This window comes from Chitinophaga niastensis, from assembly GCF_003014755.1.
Classification (GTDB): Bacteria; Bacteroidota; Bacteroidia; order Chitinophagales; family Chitinophagaceae; genus Chitinophaga; species Chitinophaga niastensis.
Window position 1 is genome coordinate 299522 of sequence record NZ_PYAW01000005.1, and the last position, 19007, is coordinate 318528.

General features: G+C 45.0%; 13 protein-coding genes. 10 read left to right on the forward strand and 3 right to left on the reverse strand.

The annotated features are described in order from the left end of the window. The first annotated feature begins 146 nt into the window (after window positions 1–146). Together CLV51_RS22265 and CLV51_RS22270 are read left to right on the forward strand one after the other, a co-directional pair. Window positions 147–623 carry a hypothetical protein gene (locus CLV51_RS22265; protein ID WP_106530297.1) on the forward strand — a complete coding sequence of 159 codons (477 nt, stop codon included), beginning with the start codon at window positions 147–149 and terminating at the stop codon, window positions 621–623. Between the two features lie 83 nt (window positions 624–706). Continuing rightward, on the forward strand, window positions 707–1330 hold the full coding sequence (locus CLV51_RS22270; RefSeq protein WP_106530298.1) for a hypothetical protein: 624 nt from the start codon (window positions 707–709) through the stop codon (window positions 1328–1330). A gap of 140 nt (window positions 1331–1470) precedes the next feature. On the opposite strand, the gene CLV51_RS22275 is transcribed toward CLV51_RS22270, so the two are convergent. From CLV51_RS22275 to CLV51_RS22285, 3 genes are all read right to left on the reverse strand, one after another. After that, on the reverse strand, window positions 1471–2259 hold the full coding sequence (locus tag CLV51_RS22275) for a M90 family metallopeptidase (protein ID WP_106530299.1): 789 nt from the start codon (window positions 2257–2259) through the stop codon (window positions 1471–1473). Between the two features lie 6 nt (window positions 2260–2265). Beyond that, on the reverse strand, window positions 2266–3885 hold the full coding sequence (locus CLV51_RS22280) for a M28 family metallopeptidase (protein WP_106530300.1): 1620 nt from the start codon (window positions 3883–3885) through the stop codon (window positions 2266–2268). Window positions 3886–3947: 62 nt separating this feature from the next. Beyond that, entirely contained in the window at window positions 3948–6644 is a 2697-nt protein-coding gene (locus CLV51_RS22285; RefSeq protein WP_106530301.1) for a PKD domain-containing protein, read from the reverse strand. A gap of 195 nt (window positions 6645–6839) precedes the next feature. Between CLV51_RS22285 and CLV51_RS22290 the strand changes: the two genes are divergently transcribed. The 8 genes from CLV51_RS22290 to CLV51_RS22325 all read left to right on the forward strand — a co-directional run bounded on the left by CLV51_RS22290 (window position 6840) and on the right by CLV51_RS22325 (window position 18771). Next, window positions 6840–7763: a dihydrodipicolinate synthase family protein gene (locus tag CLV51_RS22290; RefSeq protein ID WP_106530302.1), complete on the forward strand. Its 924-nt coding sequence runs from the start codon at window positions 6840–6842 to the stop codon at window positions 7761–7763. Continuing rightward, window positions 7760–9352 carry an aldehyde dehydrogenase (NADP(+)) gene (locus tag CLV51_RS22295; RefSeq protein WP_106530303.1) on the forward strand — a complete coding sequence of 531 codons (1593 nt, stop codon included), beginning with the start codon at window positions 7760–7762 and terminating at the stop codon, window positions 9350–9352. Before CLV51_RS22290 ends, CLV51_RS22295 begins: the two co-directional genes overlap by 4 nt. A gap of 147 nt (window positions 9353–9499) precedes the next feature. Next, window positions 9500–10501 (forward strand): 4-hydroxyproline epimerase, encoded by a 1002-nt coding sequence (locus CLV51_RS22300; protein ID WP_106530304.1) that lies wholly within the window; start codon window positions 9500–9502, stop codon window positions 10499–10501. Between the two features lie 331 nt (window positions 10502–10832). Further along, a complete protein-coding gene (locus tag CLV51_RS22305; protein ID WP_106530305.1) occupies window positions 10833–12077 on the forward strand; it encodes an NAD(P)/FAD-dependent oxidoreductase in 1245 nt (414 codons plus the stop codon). A 4-nt stretch (window positions 12078–12081) separates the two neighbouring features. Next, window positions 12082–12732, forward strand: coding sequence for an RNA polymerase sigma factor (locus CLV51_RS22310; protein WP_106530306.1), 651 nt, complete (start codon window positions 12082–12084; stop codon window positions 12730–12732). A gap of 52 nt (window positions 12733–12784) precedes the next feature. Next, complete coding sequence (locus CLV51_RS22315; RefSeq protein WP_158267112.1) at window positions 12785–13810, forward strand: FecR family protein; 1026 nt, start codon at window positions 12785–12787, stop codon at window positions 13808–13810. 20 nt (window positions 13811–13830) lie between these two features. After that, a complete protein-coding gene (locus CLV51_RS22320) occupies window positions 13831–17217 on the forward strand; it encodes a SusC/RagA family TonB-linked outer membrane protein (protein WP_106530308.1) in 3387 nt (1128 codons plus the stop codon). A gap of 30 nt (window positions 17218–17247) precedes the next feature. Next, on the forward strand, window positions 17248–18771 hold the full coding sequence (locus tag CLV51_RS22325) for a RagB/SusD family nutrient uptake outer membrane protein (protein WP_158267113.1): 1524 nt from the start codon (window positions 17248–17250) through the stop codon (window positions 18769–18771). Window positions 18772–19007 lie beyond the last annotated feature (236 nt).

Here is a 19007-nt window from a genome sequence, read left to right on the forward strand (position 1 = left end):
TTTTCCTTTGTGTGCTATATGCCCATTTGTTTAGTATTCTGAATTGTATTAACTGTGGCATTTAACCCATCATCAATAATACCGTCTTTGCACATACACTCAGGTCTTCGCTAATCGGAGCTCAGAAGCACAAAAACTATTGAGAGATGATCGATTTGAAAAAACAAAGTAAGGAATTATTAAAAATCCTGTGGCTTCCTGGAGAAGATGAAATAATCTTTAATACTAAGAGTGAAAGACCTCTTCCATTAAGCTCCGATTTGTATAGACAGCTTATCCAATATTTGGATATCGATAAGTGGAAGCGTCTGTATGCAGAGGCTTACAAGGATTGGCTAAATGATGATAGCAAATCTGTGTACAAGATTAATGATAAGATCAACTTATCAATAATTGAAGCCTTAGTTAAGTTTAATAAGTCTTTAGATTCTCAAAGCGTTTATTATTGGTTTGATATTGACAGAACCTTTACGGAAGGCTTTACTTGGGAATACTGTCCAATTTCAGGAAAGAAATTAATATATCTTGGTGATGAATATCCTAAAAAGAACGCTTTTGTATCACCTGAGTATCCTCTAATATTACCAGATTATGATATGATGAGTAAGCATAAGCTTAAATAAGCCTTTACATCCCAAAGATTTAAGGGGAGGACCGTTGAAATGTAATGTGTTGAAATAAACCCGAACTAAATAAACCTTTACCAATGAAGCTACTCATTTTATTATTATCATTCAGCAGTTTAACCTGTTTAGCACAATCTTTTGAAGGAAAGATTACCTATGCTAATAGTTGCAAAAGTAAACTACCTAATTTGAAAGATGAACAGCTCAATTCAATGATGGGTACTACACAGGAATATTACATTAAAGGAGATAATTATAAATCTACTTTTAATGGATCTTTTATAAAGTCCCAAATATATAGTGGAGCAGAAAATAGAAGCTATACACTTACTGCTAAATCAGATACGCTTTATTGGGAAGATTATGGCCAAAACAAGGATGTAGCAACAACGTATGAGATCGAGAAAGGTAAGGAAACCATTATGGGAGTGCTTTGTGATGTCTTAATAGTTTCAGCTCCTCATAGTAAAGCTTACTATTATTATAACGGCAAATATGGTATTGACCCTGAATTGTTTAAACGGCATCTTTATGGCAACTGGTACTACTTTATATCAAAAACCCGGTCACTCCCTTTGAAAACTGTCTATGAAAATGATCAGTTTATTTTAACAAGTATAGCAGTAAATATCGCTCCTGCGAAATTAGATGATAGTCTTTTTAAAATATCAGACAGGAATAAAACAGTACCAGCTACCTGGTAAAATATGGTTTCCCTGTATGACAAGACAGATAGCGTTTTTAAATATTAATATTGTAAAAACAACCTCTATTTACAACAGCATTACTGAGTTATAAATGAAAAGCCACAGGTAATACCTGCGGCTTTTCATTTATAAAAGTATTATCCCACACTCCCCGGTTTTCCCGGGTCCTGCCTGAATATCCGCGTCAGCATCTCATACAGCTCCGGATGTTTCTCTGCCAGCAAATCAGGTCTTTCAAAAAAATACTCCGATATCACGGCAAAAAATTCTCCTTCATTAATGGCACCATACGGATTAATATCTGTACGGCCTTCAGAGATTTCGTGGATAGTCTGATGTACAAGTTTCATCCAGGGGATGCTGTAACTATGTTCTATTAGTTTGGTAGGCAGTCCGTCAATAGCGCCATCTGTTTTGTCGAGCAGATGCACGAATTCATGGATGGCAGTATTGCTTTTGTCGGTAACGTTGGAGAAGCCTTCCCGTAATGCAGAGCGGGAGAGGATCATTTGCCCGTTGAGCGGGCCGCTACCTACCATTCCCAGTATGTTGCGGCGGTTGCCTTCGTACTGATAGGTCTCATCAAAAGTATCGGGGTAGAGGATCACGTTAGTGAGATTAAAATACTCCCAATCTTTGAATCCAAAAATGGGGATGATGGCGCTGGCTGCTACCAGCACCCGGTCCAGCGGTTCCACTGCTGTGCCTACGCCCTCTATATGTGTTCTTTTCAGAAAGCGTTGCAGCATTTCTTCAAAACGTTTTTTATCTGCTTCATTCAGTTGCTGATAATAACGTACATGCGTTTGTAATAGCGACTGGTAGTCGGCCGGTACTGCGCTCTTCTTCAGTTTCCTGCGACTGTACATATTCTTAAAGTACAGGAACAGGATTAAAGTAATTAGTATTAATCCGAATAAAACCATCTTACATTATTTTCTATACGCTTTAAACTCTGATCCTGCTTTCCATTTAGGGAAGCTGCTTTCGTTGCTCAGGTGGTATCCCACATCAAACAACAGCCGGATATCTTCTACCATACCATCCATTACCCAGGTGGCCGGATCAAATTCATCGGCAGGGGAGTGATAACGTAAACGATTATACGTAGCAATTTGTTCTTTGCCCCAGCCGGCTTCATGGCCAATGGCATCAGTACCCGGACCAATATACAATCCCGGAACACCTTTCTTCGCGAAGTTGAAATGGTCTGAGCGGAAGAACCAGCCACCTTCGGGATTGGCTTCGCGCGCGATAATGCGCCCTTGTCTGGCAGCAGCACGTTGTGCGTATTCATCCAGCTCCGACTGTCCGTAGCCGATAACAGTAATGTCTTTAGTTCTACCAAAAGTATTCAACACATCCAGGTTAATATCTGCTACTATTTTTTCAATGGCAAAGGTAGGGTGTGCAGCATAATATTCTGATCCCAGCAGACCCTGTTCCTCTCCGGTAACACTAAGGAAGAGCAGGGAACGTGCGGGTTTTTGCGGCAGTTTAGTAAAGGCAGTGGCCAGTTCCAGCAGTCCTGCGGTACCAGTAGCATTATCTACGGCGCCATTGTAAATAGAATCTCCCTTAACAGGCTCGCCTATCCCGAAATGATCCCAGTGAGCGGAATATACGATACATTCCTGCGGACGGGTAGCGCCGGGTAGAATGGCAAGTACATTATGAGAGGTAGATTTTTTGATAGTATTATTAATAACGAGAGATGTTTGCAGATGCAGGTCTACCGGTTTGAAACCTTTTACCCTGGCCTTTTCCATGATATCAGGAGATACACCTGCCAGCTGGAATATTTTCCCGGCAGCATCCAGGGTGATCCAGCCTTCCAGCGCAGTGCGGTGCATATTGTTATCCGGCGTTTGCAGATGCAGTTTGGAGTTAGACCAGCCACTGCGCACTACTTTCCAGGGGTAGCTGGCAGCAGCAGTTTCATGGATGATGATAATGCCGGTGGCACCCCGACGGGAAGCTTCCTCAAATTTATACGTCCAGCGGCCATAATAGCTCATCGTGCGACCTTTAAACAGTGTGCTGTCTGCAAAGCCTGGATCGTTGATCAGTACTATAACGGTTTTGCCCTTTACGTCTAATCCGGCATAGTCGTTCCAGTTATACTCCGGTGCTACAATACCATAGCCGGCAAATACCAGTTCAGAATTTTTGATGCTTACCTGCTCCTGCACACGACGCGTAGCTGCTACAAAATCATCGAGGTATTGCAGGGATACTTCGCCGGTGGCGCCTTTTACAACGAGGTTGCCGGCGGGTTTAGAGCCAATAGATACCATCGGCACATCCTGGAAGTAGCTGTTACCATTACCAGGCTTCAATCCCAGCTGCTTAAACTGAGCAGCCATGTATTGAATAGTACTGTCTTCTCCACGGGTAAAAGGTTTGCGGCCTTCAAAGGCGTCTGATGCAAGTATTTTAATATGTGATGTAAAACTTTCTGCATTAATGGCTTTGATGGCAGCGGAATCCTGTGCGGCCAGCTGCTGACATAGTAAGGTGCCGGCCAGTGAGCATATAATCGTAGCTTTCAATTTACTAGCGGTTTAGTTAAGGGCAAAAATTAGCGGAGTTCAGTTAGAATTCCAAATCCGGGTTACCTTATTAATACCGTTGTACCCTTTCGGAAAATTTTTTTCCCGCTGTCTTTCTCAGTATAATGCAGCATCCAGACATAAGTGCCTATGTCTGCGGGCTTGCCGCCAACAGTGCCGTCCCATTTCCTGGTCCAGTCTGTTGTTTCAAATATCAGTTGCCCGAAACGGTTGTATACAGAAAAATTAAGGTCCAGCGCTTTATAGGCATTTAATGGGTAGAGATAATCATTTTGTCCGTCGTTGTTGGGAGAAAAAGCAGTAGGAACATCTATATAGCAGCTGGTAACCGCTTTAATATAATGATCCGTTGTATCCTGGCAATGCACCCCGTTTTCCACGATCAGACGGATATGATAGATCTCTTCTTTTTGAGATGGGAAGTATTGCATTTGTATGGGCGTAGGACCCGTGCTGGAAGCTCCGTTGCCATATTCCCATTTCCACGTTTGAATGTTGCCAAGACTTTTGTTTTGCAGTATCACTACATCCAGCGGACAATAAGGTCCTGGATCAACATCAAATAACGCACTTACCTCACTTCTGAGAAGAAAGGTTTTATCCTGGGTATCGCTGCATACACCATTGGATACCGTAAGGGTCACCTGCTTGTTACCAAGGCTGGTATACACTTTTGAAGGATTTTGTATTGTATACTGATCTCCGTCATCAAAACTCCATTTCCATGCGTTCACAGCATGTTTGCCGTCATGTGTGAGATTTACAGTGGTAATCCTGCATTGTTGCTGCAAAGTATAATTGAATGCGGCGGATACGGTATCGGCTGTACGAAAATTCAAATGCTGCCCTGCTACGGCCTCTTGCCAGCATTCGCTTTGTAAAGTATTGCCATCAGTGCCTGTAGTAAGTTGTACAACATAATCACCTGCTGTTTGAATAACGTTGGATAGTTTTAATTCAATTGAATCTGCCAGGTTATTACTGTTACAGATGCCTGTTGCCCCTGCAATGTGCACTGCTGTTGGGCCGGTGACAGTAAAATCGCTGCCATCAGGCGCAATGGAAGTACAGCGCACTGGTGTAGATAAACCTACTTTTATGCTGACAGGATTACAAACTGCCGGTGCTGCATCAAGTAATAGTACGGCTGGCTGGGGAGCAATAACAAAAGGTTGGGCCGAGCCCGCGGGCGTTTGCTGCCAGCAGATGCTCTGCAAAGTATTTCCGTCGCTGCCGGATACCAGTTGTACCTGGTAATTACCGGGCAGTAAAATGCGTTTTTTTAGCTGTAGAATAATTGTTTTAGTAAAGCCATCAACATCGCAGGTAGTGGTGGAACTTGTTACCACAACAGGTGAGGGGCCATTGATAATAAAATCGCTGCCATCGCCTGAAACGGAACTACAGCGAACCGGCTGGTCAAATTGCAGTTGTATCTGATCCGGTGCGCAAGGCAGTGGAATGATATTCCCCAATGGTACAAAGGGTTGTGGTGGAATATGAAAACCAGCTACACCTCCGGAGGGTATCAGCACATGGCATTCGCTTTCAAGTGTATTGCCATCAGGGCCATTCACCAGCGTTATTTTATAATCTCCATCCTGCAGAATGCGTTGATCCAGTTGAAGGGTGACAGTTTGCGTAAGACCGTTGGCATCGCAATTGCCGGTGGCGCCCGTAATCCGGATGGGTGAAGGGCCGCTGAGTATAAAGTCGCCGCCACCCGGAGCAATAGTGCTACACCGGATAGGCTGTGGAAACGTAAGTTGTATTTGGTCAGGTGCACAGGGCAATGTGTTTACAGCACCCATGATAGCAGGAGGTGGTGGAACAACAGTAAAACTGATGCGCTGCCCGACTGTAAGTGCGTTGCCGCAGGCATCCAGTAGGGTATTGCCATCAGTGCCTGTTTGTGATACCAGCGTATAATTACCCGGAGCCAGTGGTTTATCCAGTTGCAACACCAGGGAGTCCATATCAAAACCGCTGCTGCAATCAACTCCTTTGGCACTGAGTATTTTAGGCCCTGCGGGAGAAAAAGCAAAATCGCTGCCATCGGCGGCGAGGCTGTTGCATTTTAACCGTTTGCTCAGTTTTATACCAGCGGTAACCGGGCCGCAATAATAGCCGGCATCTTTTAACTGTGCCATGGTAGGATCGGTGATGTTAGCCGTTCCGCCACCAAAAGTCAGCTGGTATCCGATTTGTGAATCGGTGAAGTGGCTGATCAGCAGCAGGTAATTATGCCCTTGCTGCAACGTGGCCATGGAGCTGAATAGCGGCTGATTGTATCCGCCGCAAACGTCCAGGGAGGTCCCTGCGGAGGAGGCGCCGGTGATACCGGATTCGCCTGACCAGTTCATCGATACATACAAGCTCATATCAGTATACACATCATCCGGCTGATGGCCGGTAACGTCAAACAATTGCCAGTCGTAATCATCATTTAATACAATAGGGGTGATGGCAAAGCCCAGTGTGCCGGCCGTGTAACAGGTAAATTTATACCAGAAGGGATTTTTATCCATATGTGGACCATTACCCGGGGTATTGCACTGAGGGCCTGGTATATTCCTGATTCCGCAAATGGGCACCGATTGTTGTTGAAAGGTTTTTGTACCACAAACCGGAAATGCGGTAGACGGATTTTGACCAATGGCTGTACAGGTTTGTGCTGTTGCAGCTTTTGCCAGGATTAACAACGTTATAAAATATGCGAAGAGGATCTTCTGATACATGGGATTCTTATAGAATGCAGGTAATGTTTGCTAATTTAAGATAAATTTTCCCGATCTGTCCCATTTGCGTAAATATCTTCATTTTAACGCTTTCGGTGCCATAACGGGTTAAAATCCGTGTACAATTGATTAATTACAGTAGCATTCCATCGGGTGCAGCCACTTATTTTTGTTACTATTAAAACGGACCGGAAAATGGCAGAAATCAACTGGCAAGGCGTATTTCCCGCATTGCTCACACCTTTTACAGGAGACGATCATATTGATTACGACCTGTTTGATAAAAATCTGGAAGCGCAGGTCGCTGCCGGTGTAAACGGCATTATTCTCGGTGGCTCACTGGGAGAAGCCAGTAGTTTACTGAATGAAGAAAAGTATGCACTGGTAAAACACGCGGTAGCATTTTTAGGGGGAAAATTACCCGTAATCATGAATATTGCAGAGCAAACTACCAGTGCTGCTATTGCGTGCGCTAAAGCAGCAGAAGATGCAGGTGCATCGGGATTGATGCTGTTACCTCCTATGCGTTATAAGGCAGATGACACCGAAACGGTGACTTACTTCCTCGCAGTGGCTAACAGTACTTCGTTACCTATTATGATCTATAATAATCCTGTAGATTATAAGATCCTGGTTACGCTTGATATGTTTGCGCAATTGGCTGCTGCTCCCAATATCCAGGCAGTAAAGGAATCCACCCGCGACATCACCAATGTTACCCGTATGATCAACCGCTTCGGTGATCGTTTCAGCATGCTTTGCGGCGTAGATACGTTAGCGTTAGAGAGCCTGCTCGTAGGTGCCAATGGCTGGGTAGCAGGATTGGTAGATGCTTTCCCACGCGAAACAGTAGCTATCTACCGGTTGGCTAAAGCCGGCCGTATTGCTGAAGCACTGGCTATTTACCGTTGGTTCATGCCGCTGCTGGAGCTGGATATTCATCCCAAACTGGTACAATATATTAAAATGGCGGCTGCAGCTAACGGGATCGGTAGTACGAATGTACGAGCCCCCAGGTTGCTTCCACAGGGAGAGGAGTTGGCACATGTAAATAAAGTGATAGCCGATAGCATCTCCAAACGACCTGTGTTGCCGGAATATTTAAACTTGCCTTCATGAGTATAACTGGCGAAAATATCATTGGTTTCACTACCTCGGCAACGGGAACTGATCAGCTGCGTGCATACGATCCCGTTAGTAATGCCACACTGCCGGAAATTTTTACAATAGCTACGGGTGCAGAGGTAGAACTGGCTGTAAATAAAGCTACCACTGCTTTCAGGGCATACCGTCATACTTCTCCGGAAGTCAGGGCGGTATTCCTGGAAACCATTGCTACTGAAATACTGGCTATTGGTGATCCATTACTGGAGAGGGCAGTAGCGGAATCAGGATTGCCGTTGGCACGTATCACGGGCGAACGTATGCGTACCGTTACCCAGATTAGATTGTTTGCGGCAGTATTGCGCGAAGGCTCCTGGGTAGATGCAATTATCGACCCCGCTCAGCCGGAACGAACACCACTACCGCGACCGGATATACGAAAAATGCTGGTGCCGCTGGGCCCCATACTGGTATTCCCTGCCAGCAATTTTCCACTGGCATTTTCTACAGCAGGTGGCGACACCGCCGCCGCATTGGCAGCAGGTAATCCGGTGATTGTAAAAGCACATGAATCACATCCCGGCACTAATGAACTGGTATCGGTGGCTATACAAAAAGCAGCACAGCAATGTGGTATGCCCGATGGCGTGTTTTCCAGCTTAACCGGTGCCGGCCCCGCATTAGGGCAGCAACTGGTGAAACATAATGGCATTAAAGCCATTGGCTTCACCGGTTCGTTCAAAGCAGGGATGGCTATTTTTGATGCGGTAACGCAAAGACGGGAACCGATCCCTGTATACGCAGAAATGGGCAGCGTAAACCCGGTATTGTTGCTGCCCGCCAAACTGGCTACTGCAGCAGAACAGGTAGCACAGCAATATGCTGCATCTATTACTATGGGAGCAGGGCAGTTTTGCACCAATCCCGGACTGCTCATTACGCTGGCCGGCGAGGCGACAGAGAAATTTGCTGCTGCCCTGCAACAACAGTTGCACAGCATTGCAGCAGGCACTATGTTGAATCCTGCCATCTGTTATCACTACTACGAAAACAGGGAACAGCTGGCACGCAGGAAAGGTGTGCAAACATTGGTGTCTGGTGCCTCTCAGGTGGCACAAACAAAAGGCGCTCCTGCGCTGTATCGCGTAAGTGGCCAACATTTCCTGGCCAGCGAAGAGCTGCAGCAGGAAGTATTCGGACCATCATCACTATTGGTAGTTTGTGCGGATGAGAAAGAATTACAAACCGTGCTTTCGCAACTCCACGGACAATTAACCGCTACGGTAATGGCGGAACCGGAAGATCTTCAGCAGTTTGCGGTAGCGCTGCAACTACTCGCTGATAAAGCCGGCAGAATTATTTTCAATAACGTACCTACCGGCGTGGAAGTGGGTTATGCCATGCATCATGGGGGACCATTTCCTGCTACCACGGATATACGAAGTACTTCTGTTGGCGCATCGGCCATCCTTCGTTTTGCACGGCCATTATGTTTCCAGGATTGGCCACAACAGCTACTCCCGGATGCTTTAAAAGATGGGAATCCATTAAATATCTGGCGCAAAGTAAATGGTGAAATCACAAGAGATGCCGTTAGTAAGTAAGAGGTGATTTTTAATGAGCAATGCAGCGGAGATTAAAGCGGATAACAAAACATATTCAACAAAATGTTTTCATTCGCTGCATTGCTCCCTCCTGACAAGGAGGGGCAGGGGTGGTAATCAAAATTTAATTTTTATATTTTTTAGCAGATGTCAACCAACACTTTCTTTTGTATAGACGCCCATACCTGCGGTAATCCGGTGCGACTGGTAGCCGGCGGTGGCCCCATTCTCAAGGGAAACAACATGATGGAAAAACGCCTGCATTTTTTGCAGGAATATGACTGGATACGCAAAGGCCTCATGTTTGAACCACGCGGACACGATATGATGAGCGGCAGTATCCTCTACCCCCCAACAGACGACGCAAATGACATCGGTGTACTGTATATAGAAACAAGCGGCTGTTTACCGATGTGCGGTCATGGTACTATTGGCACCGTAACAATTGCTATTGAACAGGGGCTGATTACACCTAAAGTGCCAGGTAAACTACGATTGGAAACGCCTGCAGGACTGGTACTGGTGAGCTATGTACAGGAAGGTAAAAAAGTAAAATCGGTAAAATTAACCAACGTAAAATCTTTTCTCGCTGCAGAAAACCTGTCGGTGGAATGCCCCGGATTAGGTACACTACAGGTGGACGTTGCCTATGGTGGCAACTTCTACGCAATTGTAGATCCGCAGGAACATTTCCATGGCCTGGAACATCACACGGCAGATCAGCTGGTGTCCTGGAGCAGGGAACTACGTAAAAGGCTAAACGAAAAGTATACGTTTGTACATCCTGAAAATGAACACATCAAAGGATTGAGCCACCTCTTATGGACGGGTGCAACTATCAGTCCGGATGCTACAGCGCGCAACGCTGTATTTTACGGAGATAAAGCTATCGACCGTTCTCCCTGTGGTACAGGCACTTCCGCCAGAATGGCCCAGTGGCATGCGAAAGGGAAATTAAAAAAAGGCGACCGGTTTATTCATGAAAGTATCATCGGTTCACAGTTTATCGGCACAATCGAAGAAGAAACTACCATCGACGGCAAACCGGCCATTGTGCCGGGTATTGAAGGCTGGGCCATGGTGACAGGCTATAACACTATTTTGTTGGATGACGAAGATCCGTATGTACACGGATTTCAAGTGATTTAAAAATAATTGGAATCCAGGCGGGTGTTGTCTGAACTGTGATTTTTTTGATTTTTATGATTATCCTGATGAGCGGAGATCTTAGCAAGTATTTTCTGAACCAGGATTTAACAGATTGAATGGATTACCCTGATGGGTGTTATGTTGTTTTATCCGAAGATATATGCGAATATTTCTGCTGTAATCTTCGGCATCCATCAGGGTAATCCATTCAATCTGTTAAATCCTGGTTCAGAAAATACTTGCTAAGATCTCCGCTCATCAGGATAATCATAAAAATCAAAAAAATCACAGTTCAGACAATACCCGCTTAGATCCGTAATCGAAATTAAATATGAAAGCAATCATCATAGGAGGTGGTATCATCGGGCTTTGCAGCGCTTATTACCTGCAGGAAAGCGGTTGGGAAGTAACGGTAATGGATAAAGGAGATTTTAAAAACAACTGCTCCTACGGTAATATGGGTATGATAGTGCCCAGTCACTTTGTACCACTGGCTGCACCAGGCATTATATCACAAGGCATCCGCTGGATGTTTGACAGCAAAAGCCCTTTTTATGTGAAGCCGGCACTGAATAAACAACTCATTGGCTGGGGACTTAAATTCATGAAAAGTGCCAACGCCCAACAGGCCGCGGCTGCAGCTATTCCATTACGCGATATCAATTTGTTGAGTCGCTCACTGTTTACAGAGCTGGCACAAAAACCGGGCTTCGACTTCGGGTTGGAACGAAAGGGCATAATCATGTACTATAAAACAGCTGCGGTAGCGGAAGAAGAAGCTCACCTGGCAAAACAGGCCAACGATATGGGATTGGATGCAGCTGTACTGGATAAAGCCGCTCTGCAACAGCTGGAACCCAATGTGGAACTGAATGTGCTGGGAGGCGTGCATTATCGCTGTGATGCACACCTGTATCCGAATGAACTGATGCAGCAACTCATCGCTTACCTGCAAAAGAGTGGCGTACAGTTTTTACCACATACAGAAGTCACAGCTATTAAAACAACACAAGGAAAAGTTAGTGCCGTTGTAGCCGGTGAAGATACGCATACTGCTGATTTGTTTGTAATGGCTGCGGGTTCCTGGACGCCGGCGGTGGCGCGTTTGGCAGGATTTAATATTCCCATGATGCCGGGCAAAGGTTACTCTGTAACACTGGATGCACCGGCAGTGAACTTAAATATACCGGCTATTTTATGTGAGGCAAGGGTTGCCCTGACACCCATGCGCAATAAATTAAGGTATGGTGGAACCATGGAAGTGGCACCTATTAATGATAAGGTGAACATGAACAGGGTAGCGGGTATCGTGGAATCTGTACAGCGTTATTTCGGTAATCTTCCCGTAACAATGCCTGAAAAAGAAGAAGTATGGCATGGGTGCAGGCCCTGCTCCCCGGATGGATTACCTTTTATCGGATATTCAAAACAATATAGTAATTTGCTGCTCGCAGGAGGGCATGCTATGATGGGATTAAGCCTCGGACCTGCCACGGGAAAACTATTGGCACAACTGGCAAACGGTGAACAAACCAGCATTGACCTGACCGCTTTCAGGCCTCAACGTTATAATTAATCGTATGTTTTATCCGGAATATAAACCGCAATCAACCGAAAATGGGCATAGTCGTGATTATGAAAAGGACTATGCAGGCTTCTGGCATGAAATGAAGCAGGATAATGAACAGGGTTTATACAAAATATACCACGAGGTATATGATAACCTGTATCATTATGGTGTGTCGGTAGTACTGGATAAAGCGATGGTTAAAGAGGCCATTAATGATGTTTTTGTAGAGATATGGCAGAAACGCCATCAGCTGGAGATGCCCGGTAACATTAAGGGTTACCTGTTTATCTGCTTCAAACGCAGGTTATATAAAATACTTACTAAGCATAACAAATCCGTGGCCCGCCAGGAAAGTATGCTTTTTAAAGAGCCGGAAGAGCGCTCATATGAAGAAGTATTGATCCGCCAGGAAACAGACCAGCAGGTAAAGGAAAAGCTGGAACGTATGCTGGACCTGCTTACCTGGCGGCAAAAAGAGTTTATTCGTTTACGTTTTTACGATAATTTAAGTATAGAAGAAATTGCAGCTAAAACCGCTGCTACTCCCCGCACCATTTATAATACCATCCACAACGCCCTGGTACGCATCCGCGAAGTATATACGGATGCTTCATTTATCGCGCTGCTGCTGCTTTTGATAGATATCGAAAAAAATTCCTGAATACTTTGGTAAAAATAACCAGGGTATGGCCTCTTTATATAAAATGGCCGGAATGGATCTACAGCAGTATAAGGCGGAAGACTTTATCTTAAACGACTCCTTTGTACGGTACTGTTTACGCAGTAGCGAATCTGACGTGCAGTTCTGGGAAAGCTGGCTGGAAAGGTATCCGCATAAAAAGGCGGAAGCCGAAAAGGCCCGTCAATGGCTGTTTACGCTGGGGCTCCGGCTTACACCAGAAGAAAAGGAAACGGAGTTTGGTAAACTCAAAAGTGCCATCGCCACTTCAGACAAAACAACAGCGGTCGTCATTCCTATACACCGAAGCAGATGGAAACGCTTTTTGCGGATAGCCGCGGCCTTTATGCTTCCTGTAGCAATTGGCGGCTGGTGGCTGGCCACACATCGTCATCATCCCGTTACTAACCCCGAAGCATATACCGTTTATTACGCAGGTGATAGCATGCGCCGTAATATACAGCTGGCAGATGGTAGCCGTGTGATATTGAATGCACACAGTATTTTACATGTGCCTTCTACCTACAATACACAGCAGCGGCAGTTAGCGCTGGAGGGGGAAGCCCTGTTTGAAGTAGCAAAAGCAGTGAACAAACCTTTTATTGTACATATGGGCAACCTTGGCGTACAGGCCCTGGGCACAACTTTTAAGGCCCGTGCATATAGTTTTGATGAGAAGGCTACTGTATCTCTGCTGGATGGAAGTGTACGGATAACACAAGTGCAGGATAGTCTTGAGTTACATCCCGGTGAACAATTAACCACCGGTAAACAGACACCTGCTTTCAATAAACATATTTTTGATAGCAATAAAGAGCTGGATTGGCGCAATGGACGGTTGTCTTTCAATAACGCTTCCATCAATGATATTGCGCAAACGCTGGAGTACTGGTATGGTATTAAAGTAATAATACAACCAGGTAAATATAAGCCTATCCGCTTTAATGGCGTATTCAAAAACAAACCACTGAACGAAGTACTGGCGGCCGTGTGCTTCGTGAATGGGCTGGAATCGGTTACAAAAAATGATACACTGTTTATACTATCAACCAAACATTAGCTAAAGCTAAATAAGCCGTTATGAAAAAAAATTCTCTTTTTAGGGCATGCTGTGGCATGCTCCTGGCTATCCTTTTGCTCAGCTGGATACAGGTAGCGGAAGGTCTGAAAGATAAAATAGACGTAGGGTTCAGGCAAACAAAAGTATTACTCGTATTACAATACCTCGAGAAAAATACCCGCCTGAAATTTTCCTATAATCTCGATGATCTGGAGAAAATAAAACCACTTACCATCGATAAAAAGGAACGTACGGTGGAAAGCCTGTTGCAGGAAATCAGCCATGCTACTTCTTTGCAGTTCAGGTTTACGGAAGATATCATCCTCGTAAAAGTACCTGCGCCAATTAGTATGGTGGCAACAACGGAGGCGCCGTTGCAGGAAAAACCGCTGAAGGGAGTGGTAAAATCTGCTAACGGTGAAACCTTGCCGGGTGTGAGTGTAAGATTGAAAGGAAGTACCAAAGGCGTGCTCACAGATGCATCCGGTGCTTTTAAGTTCACCGACCTGCCGGATGGTGCAGTACTGGAAGTTTCCTACATTGGTTTTGAGAGCCGCGAAGTGCCTGTGAAAGGGCTTTCCGAGCTCTCTGTTACATTGGATGCTTCTACTAAAATACTCGACCAGGTGGTAGTAGTGGGTTATGGCACCCAGAGCAAAAGAAATGTAAGCAGCGCTATCTCCTCTGTAAAAGGTAGTGAGATAGCTAATGTGCCTACCAATAATCCTGTAAATGCGTTGCAGGGAAAAGTAGCAGGTTTAACGGTGGTAAATGTGGGCGGTGCGCCCGGCGGGGTAGCAGATATCAAACTGCGTGGTATCAGCACTTTTGGTGGCCACCAGCCTTTGTTTATTGTGGATGGAACACCTGCTGATCCTTATTATCTCAATAACAATGATATTGCTTCTATAGAAGTGCTGAAAGATGGTGCTGCGGCTTCCATTTATGGTTCTAAAAGTGCAAATGGCGTCATCCTCGTTACAACTAAGAAAGGTAAAAAAGGACCGCCTAAAATTGAATTCAGTGGATATAACAGCATTGTAAGCCCAACAAGCAAAATGCATCTCCTGGATGCTGCCGGCTACCTGAAAGTACACGACATGATGTACAGCAATGCAGGAACACCCGCAGACAAGCGCCCGGCTTATCTTTCAAAACAAGCAGGTGCAAATACCGACTGGCAGAATGAAATTACCCAACAGGCACACGCACAAAACTATAGCCTGAACCTGACTGGTGGCGGCGAATATTTTAACTATGGTCTCAGCGGAAATATCACCAGGGAAACGGGTACTTTTATCGGTACCGATTTCAAAAAGAAATCCCTGCGCGCGCGCAACGAATACAAAAAAGGCCGGTTAAATATTGAAATGAACCTCACCTACGCGGAAACAGAACGCAATGATCTGCAATTCAGCGTAAAGGATGCCTATTTCCAATCACCCCTGCTGCCGGTATATGACAGCAAAGAAAAATACGGATATGCGTTACAGGTAGATCAGTTACCTAAATACCAAAACCCGGTAGGTGTGAACCATTTCAATAGTAATTATAACAAGGGCCAGTATTTCAGTGGCAATGCAAGATTAACACTGCAGCTGATCACCGGGATGAAGTTTGTTACCAATGTAAGTCTGAATAATACGAACTTCTTCGACTACGCCTATCACCCGCCATATCGCGCTAACGCCAATGACCCGATACAGCCTTATGCTCAGCTGACAGACGGCCGTACCAACACCCGCCAGCGTTTGATGGAAAACCTGTTGTACTACGATCGCGCTTTTGGTAAACATAGTATCAACCTGCTGGCTGGTTACACCGCAGAAGAAAATAGCAGTAATAATGTTATCACAGTAGCAGATGGTAAATCCAATGTGTACACTGTAAAAGATGGACAGATAGTAACTTCCATTGTTCCGGGTGGATTTCTGGATCCTTCCTTTAATACCATGGATGGTGCAGCCGGCGGCTCTTTCAGCGCCAGTGGTAGTCGTCCGCAATATGATCGCCTGTCTACTTTAGGACGTATCAACTATAGCTACGATAGCAAATATTTATTACAGGTATCAGTTCGCCGCGATGGTTCTTCCAAGTTTGGTGAAAACCGCCGCTATGGTGTATTCCCGTCTGCTTCCGTGGGTTGGAATATGCAAAGCGAACCTTTTATGCAACAGTTTTCCTGGCTTAATCTCCTGAAACTCCGCGCCAGCTATGGTGAATTGGGAAATGAAAATGCGTTGAGAGAATATGATCACCAGGCACTCATCACCATCAAAAATACCAGAGCTGGTGGCTATGTACAGGGTAGTGGTGCTACAGCCTGGCCCGGTGGTGCATCCTGGGACCTTAAAAATAAAGACCTGCGCTGGGAAACGATCATCAGTAAAAATATTGGTTTCGACTTCGCTATCGTGAGTAAACTCAGCGGTGCTTTTAACGTTTTTAATAATACCACTAAAGACATGCTGATTTACAAAGACCTGGCCCCCAGCGCTGGTTTGAATCAGCCGGTATTGAATGTGGGACGCATAAATAACCGTGGTTGGGAACTGGAATTAACCTGGGCAGATAAAAAATCAGACTGGAATTATAGTGTAACCGGTACCGTTAGTCAGGTGAAAAATGAAGTGCTGGCACTGGCAAACGACGGACAAAAATTATATGGCGACGGCCTGAAATATGGCACTGGGCCAATACCTAACACCACTATGGTAGGTCGCGAAATAGGTGCATTCTTTCTGTACCAGGCAGATGGTATCTTCCAGTCGGATGCAGAAGTGGCTGCTTACAAAAATAAAAAAGGAGAGTTGTATCAACCGGATGCTAAAGCAGGGGATGTACGTTTCCGTGATTCCAACGGCGATGGTGTAATTGATACAAACGATAAAACCTATATGGGTAGCGCCTTTCCAAAAGTGGAATTTGGTTTGAATATGACTGTAGGTTACAAAGGATTTGACCTGCAACTCTTCTGGCAGGGTGTGGCTGGTAATAAGATCTACAATGGCGATAAATATGAACTACAGGGAATGGATGCCGGCCGTAATTTTGATGTGAGCACACTCAAAGCCTGGACGCCAACAAACACCAATACAGACGTTCCCCGCGCAGTATTAGGTGATCCAAATAACAACAACCGTGAATCTACCCGCTTCCTGGAAAAAGGTGATTACTTGCGACTGAAGACATTACAATTGGGATATACCTTTTCACCCCGTTTGCTGGAAAAAGCAAAAATAACACGGTTACGCATATACGCCAGCGCACAGAATATACTCACGTTTACTAAATACTCCGGTCCTGATCCGGAAATTGGCCGCACAGATGTATTAAATAATGGTGTTGATCGCTGGATGTATCCACAGAACAAAACCTTGATGGCAGGGGTACAACTGGAATTCTAACAGCATTTTATGTCTACTAAAAAAACGGTTATGAAAAGATCTTTGCTATATACTTCGTTTTTATGTTTTAGTATGGTCCTCTTTGCGGGCTGTAAAAAAGAATTGCTGGAACAGCAATCTCCTGACAAACTTACAACAGATAATTTCTGGACTACCCGCGATCGCGCATTGACAGGGCTTTCGGCTGCCTACTCACAACTGGAGAGTTTTATTGGCTGGGATAACTTTGTGGAAGCCCGTTCTTGCCGCGAATATTATAGAGAAGACTTTGTAGAACCAGGCAGCGATGCCTACAACTATAGCTGGTGGATGGAAATCTACAATTTCAATTATAACTCCGGTAACTATGCGATAGACCTGTTATGGAGAGATAATTATCGTGGCATAAATTTCAGCAACCAGGTTTTAGAACAGGTAGCAGCCATGAAACCAGAGCAGATAGATGATTCCAGCAGAAACGAGATCCTGGCGGAAGCACATTTCTTGCGTGCCTATTATTACTTTAAGCTGCTGACTAATTATCGGAAGATCATTATCCGCGATAAAGTGCCGCAAGGGGAGACTGATCTGCCTAAGGCACCTGCTACACGCCCTGAAGTGTGGGACTTCATCATCGCAGACCTGAAAGCCGCAGAACCTAAACTGCCATTACGCAGTGAAAGACCCGGCACGGAACTGGGTCGTGTAACCAAAGGCGCTGCCCAGGCTTATCTGGGAAAAGTACTGATTTACCGCGCAGGAGAGGACGCAGCCAACAATAAAACCTATTACGCAGAAGCCGCTACCTGGCTGGAAAAGGTGATAAAATCCAATGAGTATAGTTTGTCTGCTAACTACCTCGGAATGTTCAATGGTACGCTTACAAATAGCACCGAATCTGTATTTGAGTTACAGCAAACCAATGATGAATCTAACGGTGCATACTATAAATCCCAGGTGAGCGACTGGATTGCTGCTTCCGAACTGGGTGGTTATGGCGAAATTTATGGTACGCCACGCCTGCTTACAGAAATGCAGAAAGAAGGGAAAGTAGCGACAGACGGACTATACGATCATCGTATTTACAACACCATATTTTTTAATGATGCTTATTTTAATGACCCGGCTAATCTCCGGGTATATGGTGGGCTTTATAAAGATGTATTCACCACCAATGCCATCGCCTTCCGTAAGTGGATACCCGCAAAGCTGGAACAGTTAGGCAACGACGTCGCTATTAATTTCCCGTTAATGCGTTTGTCAGATGTGAAATTATTAGATGCAGAAGCACAAAACGCGCTGGGTGCCACCGATCTGGCGATGACGCAGATCAATGATGTGCGTGCCCGTGCAGGTATGCCCGCACTGCATCTCACCACTGTACCAGACGTGTTTCATCAGTTGATGCATGAACGTGTTATGGAATTTACCCTGGAAGGCAGCCGTTTTTATGACCTGCGCCGCTGGGGTTTACTTGTGCAAAACATGCATGACGCTGGTCGTGAAATAACAGAAGATAAAGGGTTCTATCCTTTGCCACTGAAAGAAACACTGAATAATCCGCTGGCGAAATAAATTCATTATTCCTTCCCGCCTTCGGCGGGAGAAACTGTCTTTCCCAGGATTAGACTGATTTAGATGATTTTTCTGATTTTATTCTTTTCTGATCTTTGTCTTATACTTATTTTAATACAGGAAAATAATTCAGTAATGAATATTTATTAGTAAAATATAAAATCAGAAAAATCATCTAAATCAGTCTAATCCTGGGAAAGACAATTTTCCGGCCGAAGGCCGGAGATACCCATAAC

What these genes read in the sequence shown, in the direction of transcription:
- CLV51_RS22285 (WP_106530301.1), bottom strand. Translation starts at nt 6,644, where the DNA reads ATGTATCAGAAGATCCTCTTCGCATATTTTATAACGTTGTTAATCCTG.
- CLV51_RS22265 (WP_106530297.1), top strand. Translation starts at nt 147, where the DNA reads ATGATCGATTTGAAAAAACAAAGTAAGGAATTATTAAAAATCCTGTGG.
- CLV51_RS22295 (WP_106530303.1), top strand. Translation starts at nt 7,760, where the DNA reads ATGAGTATAACTGGCGAAAATATCATTGGTTTCACTACCTCGGCAACG.
- CLV51_RS22300 (WP_106530304.1), top strand. Translation starts at nt 9,500, where the DNA reads ATGTCAACCAACACTTTCTTTTGTATAGACGCCCATACCTGCGGTAAT.
- CLV51_RS22270 (WP_106530298.1), top strand. Translation starts at nt 707, where the DNA reads ATGAAGCTACTCATTTTATTATTATCATTCAGCAGTTTAACCTGTTTA.
- CLV51_RS22290 (WP_106530302.1), top strand. Translation starts at nt 6,840, where the DNA reads ATGGCAGAAATCAACTGGCAAGGCGTATTTCCCGCATTGCTCACACCT.
- CLV51_RS22275 (WP_106530299.1), bottom strand. Translation starts at nt 2,259, where the DNA reads ATGGTTTTATTCGGATTAATACTAATTACTTTAATCCTGTTCCTGTAC.
- CLV51_RS22310 (WP_106530306.1), top strand. Translation starts at nt 12,082, where the DNA reads ATGTTTTATCCGGAATATAAACCGCAATCAACCGAAAATGGGCATAGT.
- CLV51_RS22325 (WP_158267113.1), top strand. Translation starts at nt 17,248, where the DNA reads ATGAAAAGATCTTTGCTATATACTTCGTTTTTATGTTTTAGTATGGTC.
- CLV51_RS22315 (WP_158267112.1), top strand. Translation starts at nt 12,785, where the DNA reads ATGGATCTACAGCAGTATAAGGCGGAAGACTTTATCTTAAACGACTCC.
- CLV51_RS22320 (WP_106530308.1), top strand. Translation starts at nt 13,831, where the DNA reads ATGAAAAAAAATTCTCTTTTTAGGGCATGCTGTGGCATGCTCCTGGCT.
- CLV51_RS22305 (WP_106530305.1), top strand. Translation starts at nt 10,833, where the DNA reads ATGAAAGCAATCATCATAGGAGGTGGTATCATCGGGCTTTGCAGCGCT.